This is a genomic window from Treponema primitia, assembly GCF_046533075.1.
Classification (GTDB): Bacteria; Spirochaetota; Spirochaetia; order Treponematales; family Breznakiellaceae; genus Termitinema; species Termitinema primitia_B.
Window position 1 is genome coordinate 1 of record NZ_JAJQRB010000006.1, and the last position, 7,447, is coordinate 7,447.

A 7,447-nucleotide genomic window follows, 5' to 3' on the forward strand; every position below is an offset into this window, starting at 1 on the left:
CATACTTGCTCCTTCTAAGTAGTATAGCCGTTTACACTAATTTTGTTACAAGTCCGCAGAGATCACAGAGGAAAGAACACAGAGATCACAGAGGAAGATGAAAGACGGCCTCCGAGCCCTGTGGACCTCCTCCTTTCTTCCTCTGTGTCCTCTGTGTATCCTCTGCGATCTCTGTGGTTTCTCTTCTTTTCCCCTTAGTCCGTGAGGTCCGAGAGGTCCGTGGTTATTCCCGGTATTTGCGCCTTGACAAAGATCTATACTGGAATGATAGTTCTATTAGGAGCTAATCGGTGCAACTTCAGCGTCCATCCTTTATTCAGGAACAACGCCTCAGACTGAATCCCCAACAGATTCAGTCTATCAAGCTGATGGGCCTTCCCATAGTTGATTTACGGGAAAAAATTGAAGAAGAAATAGAACGAAACCCCGCCTTGGAGGTTTTGGAAGACCATACCCTACTCTCCCTGGACGCTGCCTATAATACCCCCCGGAAGGATGAGTACGATTATTTTGAGACCAGCTCGGATTCCGGGTTTGTCCGCAAGGGGGGGGATGCGGAAAGCGCGGAACGGCATAAATTCCTGGAAGGAGCGCTTTCGAGGCCTGAAACGCTCCAGGAACATCTTCTCTGGCAGTTTAAACTTGAAGTATTGGATGATGAGTTCCGCCGGATCGGGGAATTGCTCATCCAGAACCTGAATGAAGACGGTTTCCATAAGGAACCGGTGGATCTGCTCCTAAAGAATGAGAACCCTGCCCATATTGCCGGGGTGATCTCCCTGATCCGTTCCCTTGATCCGGTGGGGACCTGTACCGCCGATTACCGGGAAAGCCTCCGGGTCCAGGCAGCTCTCCTTCCCAAGGCCCCCCCGGGAATAATTGATGTTTTGGATTACCTGGAACCCCTTGAGCGGGGCAAGGTTGCGGAGGTCGCCCGGAAACTGGGCCGTACCGAAGAGGATTTACGCGCCTGTTTTGAGCGCATCAAAGAGCTTTCCCCCTTCCCGGGCCGGCGTTTTGCCGCCGATACCACCCGGTATGTGGTTCCCGACGTACAGGTGATCCGGAAGGAAGGGGAATTCGTCATCATCCTCAACGATGAGGAGATTCCGGTTCTGGGGATCAACCCTTTTTTTATGAAAATCGCCGGCCATACCGGCGGTACACCCGGCGAAAAGGAAAATGATAAACCCGCCCGGGACTTTGTTAAGGAAAATATCAAAGAAGCCCGGTGGTTTATCCAGTCGATCAACGAGCGGAACCATACCCTTCTGCGGGTTTCCCGGGCAATTGTGGAATTTCAGCGGTCTTTTTTTGTGAACGGCCCCAAGCACATCGCCCCCCTGACCCTGCGGGATATAGCCCGGGAACTGGGGCTCAACGAATCCACCATATCCCGAACCGCCCGGGGTAAGTACATGCAAACCGAGTGGGGGATTTTTGAAATCCGTCACTTCTTTACCAATTCCATTAGCGGCGCCGGTTCAGGCGGATCTCAATATTCTAAAGAGGGGGTTAAGGAAATAATCAGGGAGCTTATCACCTCCGAAACGCAGCATTTTTCGGATAAAGAAATCACCGAACTTCTTTCTACGAAGGGAATCCCCCTGGCCCGGCGTACCGTTGCTAAATACCGTAATGAACTGGATCTAGGATCATCCTATACCCGGTAGAAGTATACAAAGAAAAGATAGGAGGCACTATGAATACAGAAGTTAAGGCTGTCCATTTTACCCTGAGGGATGACGCCCGGGAGTATCTGGACCGGAAAATCGCCCGCATTCCCAATGCGGAAAATATGATCATCGACCTGCTGGTTACCCTGACCAAGGAAGCCAAGAACTTTTCTGCGGAAGTCAAGGTGAACTTCCGGTGGGGAGTCTCGATCCATCTAAAAGAAACAGATTTCGAGCTCAACCCCGCAATTGATAAGCTCATGGGCAAACTGGAAACTAAAATTATCAAGGAAAAGGAAAAGGTTAAGGACGTAAAGGAAAAAGAACGGGCGGAAGAAAAGCGGGATACATCCTTTACATCTTCTTAAGCCTCGCTTTCTGTTTCCTTCTCTTACCTGATATTCTCCCACTCGTGAATAAACTGCAGCGCGTATTGCTGTATCCCATCGAAGTAGGTGTCGATGAAGGCAGCGAGTTCCGGCCCTACGTAGCGATAGTGCCAGCTTTCCCATACATAGCCGGTTACCGCCTCGTAGCCATCCGGGAAGGATATGGACCAGCCGAAACGGGCAGCATTGGACAGTATCCAGCGGCCCGCCGGGGTTGTGGCGAAGCTGTCGTCGATGGGGCCAAAATCCAGGACCAGGCCGGTTTGGTGCTGACTATAGCCGGGGCGGGCGGAAAGCCGGTCCGCTTCTTCCTGACCATCTTCACGGACATTGCGGGCATAGACCTCTACCTGATAATCGTAGGAACGGTAACTTGAGGCGGCAAGGAATACGACCCCATCCGCTTTGGCGGCGTAGGCCATGGCTGTTAAGGCGTTGGCGGCGGCCCGGCGGAGCATGAGGCCCCGGCGGTTTATCTGATAGGCGCCGCCGGTAAGTTCCACCAGATCCTCCGGTTCATAGCCTTCGGGAAGAGGGTGGGCCTTGTCTACCAGCCGCCAAAGATAGGGGTCGCCTTCCAGGCAGGCCAGAAGGTCCAGGATAAAGTTGGGTCCATCCGCAGCGGCAGCCATAATCCGGCGGGAAAGATCCCCGGGGATCAGGGCCTTGGATAGGACCTGCCGCATCTTTTCCGGAAACGCTAATTCGGAATCCGCTCCGGCGATTACCGTACCGGTTAAGCCGGAATCTCCGGTAATGGTTCCGGCGCCGCCAACAGCGAGATTCCCTACCGCGGCCTGCTGCGGGGTTTCAGAAGGAGAACAGGAAGCTAGCAGTAATACTATTGGTATATACCATAGAATAGACCAAACAGCCCCGGCCCATAGGGGCTTAATCATTTCCGGTCCCCTGGTTGGTAAAAACGGACACGTACTTTCTCCTGGATTCCACCAGGGAATTCAGTTCCCCCAGCATGGCCGTATTAACCTCTTCGGCGATGGGAAGGATATACTTCACCGTCTCCTCGGTGTAACGGCCGATAAATTCAACGTTGAGCACAAATCCAAGGGAGATCATATTGGATATGCGATCCGCTACCTTGAGGATCTTCGCCTCCCGGGAAGCGCTCTCCCGGATACGGGTAAGAAATTCCGGTTTGGTTTCGTTGGGAAACCGGGTTACTTCCAATACCAGGTCGTACACCTCCGGGCCTTCAAAATCGGTAGCCAAAAGGAGGTTGTGGTTAAAATCGGGAACATCCTCGATCAGATCGTGGACAATAGAAGCTTTGAGAAGCACCGAATCAATGTACCCGTAGTCGATCAGGGTGGCCATGGTATCGATCTGATGCCGGAACATATTGCCCCCGCCCTCCCGGACTTTTCCGATGAGCGCCGTGGCAAGCTGCATGTAGGGAGCGAGAAAGGTTCCTTTCAGGCGAAGCATTTCTTCGGTGGTCATTGCCGCTCCTCAGGCCATATCACGGATATAGGATTCCAGTTTGCCCGTCCGCTTCCGGGCATCCTCAAGCTTTAGTTTTTCTGCGGCAATCAGTTCCGCCGGGGCATTCTTCAGAAAATTTTCATTGGCCAATTTTGATTCCAGCCCCCCGATATATTTCAGGTCCTTTTCAATATCCTTGGTAAATTTCTGTTTGAGCTGCCCCAGATCCGCCGCCTCGGCAATATACACAAAGGCTTCAAACCCGGAACCCACCACGGCGATGGATCCCTGGGGCCGGCTCCCCTCCCCGCTATCGCTCTCCAGGTTTGCTATGCCCGCCAGGAGTTTTACAAGCTCCGCGTTTTCGCTGAGTATCTTCCCTTTGGCCTCCCCAAGCCGGACCAGGACCCGCACTCTTTTCTCCGGACTTATGGTACATTCGCTGCGGAGGGTCCTGACCAGAACAACCAATTCCTGCAGAAAAACAAAGTCCTCCTCCGCCTTGGGATCGTACTTTTTCTCATCGTACACCGGATAGGCGGAGTTGATCAGCTGTTCCTGCGCGGCGCTGCAAGTTGCGGCGTTGAGCTTGCCGTAGATCTCCTCGGTGACAAAGGGCAGCAGTGGATGGAGGAGCCGCAGCGATTGTGCGAGCACATCCAGGAGTACCGTGGTAGCCCGATCCTTTTCAGTATCACTGCCGGATTTAAGGGAAAGCTTGGTGGCTTCCACATACCAGTCGCAAAAATCGTTCCAGAAATATTCATAGGCCGTCTGAGCAGCATCGTTGTAGCGGTAGGACAGAAATGCTTCGGTCATGGTCTTGGCCGCGCCGTTAAGCCGGGAGTAAATCCACTTGTCCGCCGGAAGGAGGCTTGGACTTGCAACCAAATTCCGGCCTTCCAGGTTCATCAGGATGTAGCGGCTGGCGTTCCAGATTTTGTTAACGAACTTGGAGCCCATCTTAAAAGATTCCTTGTCCACCAGCAGGTCCTGCCCCTGGGCGCACATAAAGGCCAGGGTAAACTTGAGGGCGTCGGCGCCGAACTCGTCCACCAGTTCCAGGGGGTCCAGGCCGTTCCCCAGGCTCTTGCTCATCTTTCGTCCCTGCTTATCCCGGATAAGCCCGTGGATATAGATGTCCCGGAAGGGAACCCTGCCGGTAAACTCCAGCCCCGCCATGATCATCCGGGAAACCCAGAAGAAGATGATGTCGTAGGCGGTTACCAATGCTGTTGTTGGATAAAAGGTTTTAAGATCCGCCGTATCTTCCGGCCATCCTAATGTACTGAAGGGCCAGAGCCAGCTGGAAAACCAGGTGTCCAGCACATCCGGGTCCTGCTCAATATTTTTGGAACCGCAGTGGGGGCAGACGGAAAGATCGGTCCGGGAAACGGCGGTTTTGCCGCAGTCCGCACAGTACCATGCGGGAATACGGTGGCCCCACCAAAGCTGACGGCTTACGCACCAGTCCCGGATATTTTCCATCCAGTGCTGATAGGTATTTTCCCATTTTCGCGGGTAGAAGATTATCTCCCCCCGCCGCCATGCCGCCAGAGCTTTATCCGCCAGGGGCTTCATCCGCACAAACCACTGTTCTGAAAGGAAGGGCTCTATCACCGTATGACAGCGGTAACAATGCCCCACCGCGTGGGTAATGTCCTCTTCTTTAATGTAAAAACCGCCCGCCTTAAGATCCTCCAAGACTACTTCCCGGGCTTTCTTAACCGGTAGGCCCCGATATTTTTCCGGAACCGCCTCATTGAGCTTCCCATCGGGGGTGAGGATATTGATCACCGGAAGTTCATGCCGCTTGGCCACTTCCCAGTCGTTTGGGTCATGGGCGGGGGTTATCTTCACCACCCCGGTACCGAATTCCCTATCCACATAGGTATCAAGGACCACAGGGATTTCCCTATCCGTCAGGGGGAGGAACACCTTTTTCCCCGCCAACGCCGTATAGCGCTCGTCCTCCGGATGGACCGCCACGGCGGTATCCCCCAGCAAGGTTTCGGGCCGGGTGGTAGCCAGCTCTACAAAGCTTCCCTCAGCGCCCACCACCGGGTAGCGCAGATGGTACATCTTACCCGGGGTATCCTCGTGGTCCACCTCGTCGTCCGACAGGGCGGTCCCGCAGGAGGGGCACCAATTTACCAGATAATTCCCTTTATATAGAAGATCCCGCTCGTAGAGGGTAACAAAAACCTCCCGAACCGCCTTAGACAGGCCTTCGTCCAGGGTAAATCGTTCCCGGGACCAGTCCACACTGGCCCCAATCCGCTCCAACTGCCGGGAAATAATGGCATGATGCTCGTTCTTAACCTTCCAAGTCTCTTCGACAAACTTTTCCCGCCCCAGGTCATGACGGCTCTGCCCCTTAGCCTTAAGCCGCTTCTCCACCACATTCTGAGTGGCGATCCCCGCATGATCGGTGCCTGGCACCCACAGCGTAGGCTCCCCCCGCATACGGTGAAACCGTACTACGATGTCCTGGAGGGAATTATTCAGCCCATGCCCCAGGTGCAGGACCCCGGTAACGTTTGGGGGCGGGATGACCACCGTAAAGGGGGTCCCGTCCCCGGGGCGGGGTTTAAAGGCGCCGGTCTCCTGCCATTGGGCATAGATACGGTCCTCGAAAGATTTGGGATCAAAGGCTTTTTCTAGTTCAACTGCCCGCATTGCGTCTCCTCTGGGTTTATATGATAGTATAAAAATGAGGTAAAGTATTCAACTGGGGGGGTATGGACCTATTTATCGGGATTATCGGATTTATCGGCAAAGACGGGCGTGGGGAGGGGCATCCCTGGCTTCATGTGCATGTAGAGCCTGCTTACGGAGCCCCTTCGGGTCTCCTCCAGCAGAGAATTCCATATACATGAAGCCAGGGATGCCCCTCCCCACGCCCGTCTTTGCCAACAGGTCTAAAAAAAATCGTCCTTATTTTACCGTAAGGAGACAGCCCTGCTGGAGGGTATTTCACAATTAAACCGGACAGCAGTGATTTTTATTATATTATCATTTATTTACTGATATTCACCACCGAATAAAGTCAATGTCCAGTTTGATGATGGAAGGTCAGAGGTCAGCCTTCTCCTTTGCCTCACGCTCGGCTTTTTGTTTAGCCGCCAGGGCCTGTTCCCATTCCTGTTTCTTTTTCTCGATATTTTTTTCGGTATAAGATAAAACGAAAGTTGAAATATTGTTGAAACCTGTCTCGATTGATAATTCTATACTACCATTTTCAAAATCCCACCTGCACGTTTCAGGAGAAGGTGTGCTTGTACCGAGGCGGATCTTTGTAGAAACCACTCGTCCGTTACCATATTTTTCTTTTATTTTGTCATAGAGACTTTCGAAAGTCACGTGATGTTGGTTAAATTTTACTGTTCCCTGATAGAATCCGGCGTGAAAATATAAACAGGCTTCTTCGAAGTCAAATCCCGCATAGAATTTTTGTCCAAAGACAGCTCCGGCACGAATCCGAGTTTCATTCAACCGTGATGTCATACCATTCGTGGAATAGATACCTTTTGTATAGAGTATTTGCTCTGCGGTCTCTTGATTTGCGCCCCAGGGAATACCCCAAAACCCTTCAAGATTGCCCAATATAACAGGTTCAGGTTCTTCCTGCGGCGGCGGCGGCGGAAGAACCACGCATGCTTCACACAGCCCCTCCGTATTAACCTTTAAAAACAAACCCTTTTTACCACATTTAACACATTGAGCCATATTGGTCCCCTCGTACCATAATTACAGCGGTACTCGTACTTTGTCAATAACTACTTCCCCCCCAACTCCATCATGTGATCCCAGCCCGTGGAAGCTCCTTCTTCGTCCTGTAACACAGGCGGGCGTGGGGAGGGGCACATCCGGCTTCATGTATATGGAATTCCCCGCTGTAGTAGACCCGCGCAGCGGGGCTGCGGAAGCGGACTCTAC

6 protein-coding genes are annotated in these 7,447 nt (G+C 52.8%); 2 read left to right on the top strand and 4 right to left on the bottom strand.

The annotated features are described in order from the left end of the window. Window positions 1-290: 290 nt before the first annotated feature. Entirely contained in the window at window positions 291-1,673 is a 1,383-nt protein-coding gene (gene rpoN / locus LQZ19_RS01060) for an RNA polymerase factor sigma-54 (protein ID WP_411045776.1), read from the top strand. Between the two features lie 29 nt (window positions 1,674-1,702). Then, on the top strand, window positions 1,703-2,044 hold the full coding sequence (gene hpf, locus LQZ19_RS01065; protein WP_411045777.1) for a ribosome hibernation-promoting factor, HPF/YfiA family: 342 nt from the start codon (window positions 1,703-1,705) through the stop codon (window positions 2,042-2,044). Window positions 2,045-2,067: 23 nt separating this feature from the next. Here the strand turns inward: hpf and LQZ19_RS01070 are convergent, their stop codons facing one another. The 4 genes from LQZ19_RS01070 to LQZ19_RS01085 form a co-directional block, all read right to left on the bottom strand. Continuing rightward, on the bottom strand, window positions 2,068-2,964 hold the full coding sequence (locus LQZ19_RS01070; RefSeq protein WP_411045778.1) for a M15 family metallopeptidase: 897 nt from the start codon (window positions 2,962-2,964) through the stop codon (window positions 2,068-2,070). Next, entirely contained in the window at window positions 2,957-3,526 is a 570-nt protein-coding gene (locus LQZ19_RS01075) for an HD domain-containing protein (protein ID WP_411045779.1), read from the bottom strand. Before LQZ19_RS01075 ends, LQZ19_RS01070 begins: the two co-directional genes overlap by 8 nt. A 9-nt stretch (window positions 3,527-3,535) precedes the next feature. Next, entirely contained in the window at window positions 3,536-6,187 is a 2,652-nt protein-coding gene (locus LQZ19_RS01080; protein ID WP_411045780.1) for a valine--tRNA ligase, read from the bottom strand. 396 nt (window positions 6,188-6,583) lie between these two features. Beyond that, on the bottom strand, window positions 6,584-7,237 hold the full coding sequence (locus LQZ19_RS01085; protein ID WP_411045781.1) for a hypothetical protein: 654 nt from the start codon (window positions 7,235-7,237) through the stop codon (window positions 6,584-6,586). Between the last annotated feature and the right edge of the window lie 210 nt (window positions 7,238-7,447).

What these genes read in the sequence shown, in the direction of transcription:
- LQZ19_RS01070 (WP_411045778.1), bottom strand. Translation starts at nt 2,964, where the DNA reads ATGATTAAGCCCCTATGGGCCGGGGCTGTTTGGTCTATTCTATGGTAT.
- LQZ19_RS01085 (WP_411045781.1), bottom strand. Translation starts at nt 7,237, where the DNA reads ATGGCTCAATGTGTTAAATGTGGTAAAAAGGGTTTGTTTTTAAAGGTT.
- LQZ19_RS01080 (WP_411045780.1), bottom strand. Translation starts at nt 6,187, where the DNA reads ATGCGGGCAGTTGAACTAGAAAAAGCCTTTGATCCCAAATCTTTCGAG.
- hpf (WP_411045777.1), top strand. Translation starts at nt 1,703, where the DNA reads ATGAATACAGAAGTTAAGGCTGTCCATTTTACCCTGAGGGATGACGCC.
- LQZ19_RS01075 (WP_411045779.1), bottom strand. Translation starts at nt 3,526, where the DNA reads ATGACCACCGAAGAAATGCTTCGCCTGAAAGGAACCTTTCTCGCTCCC.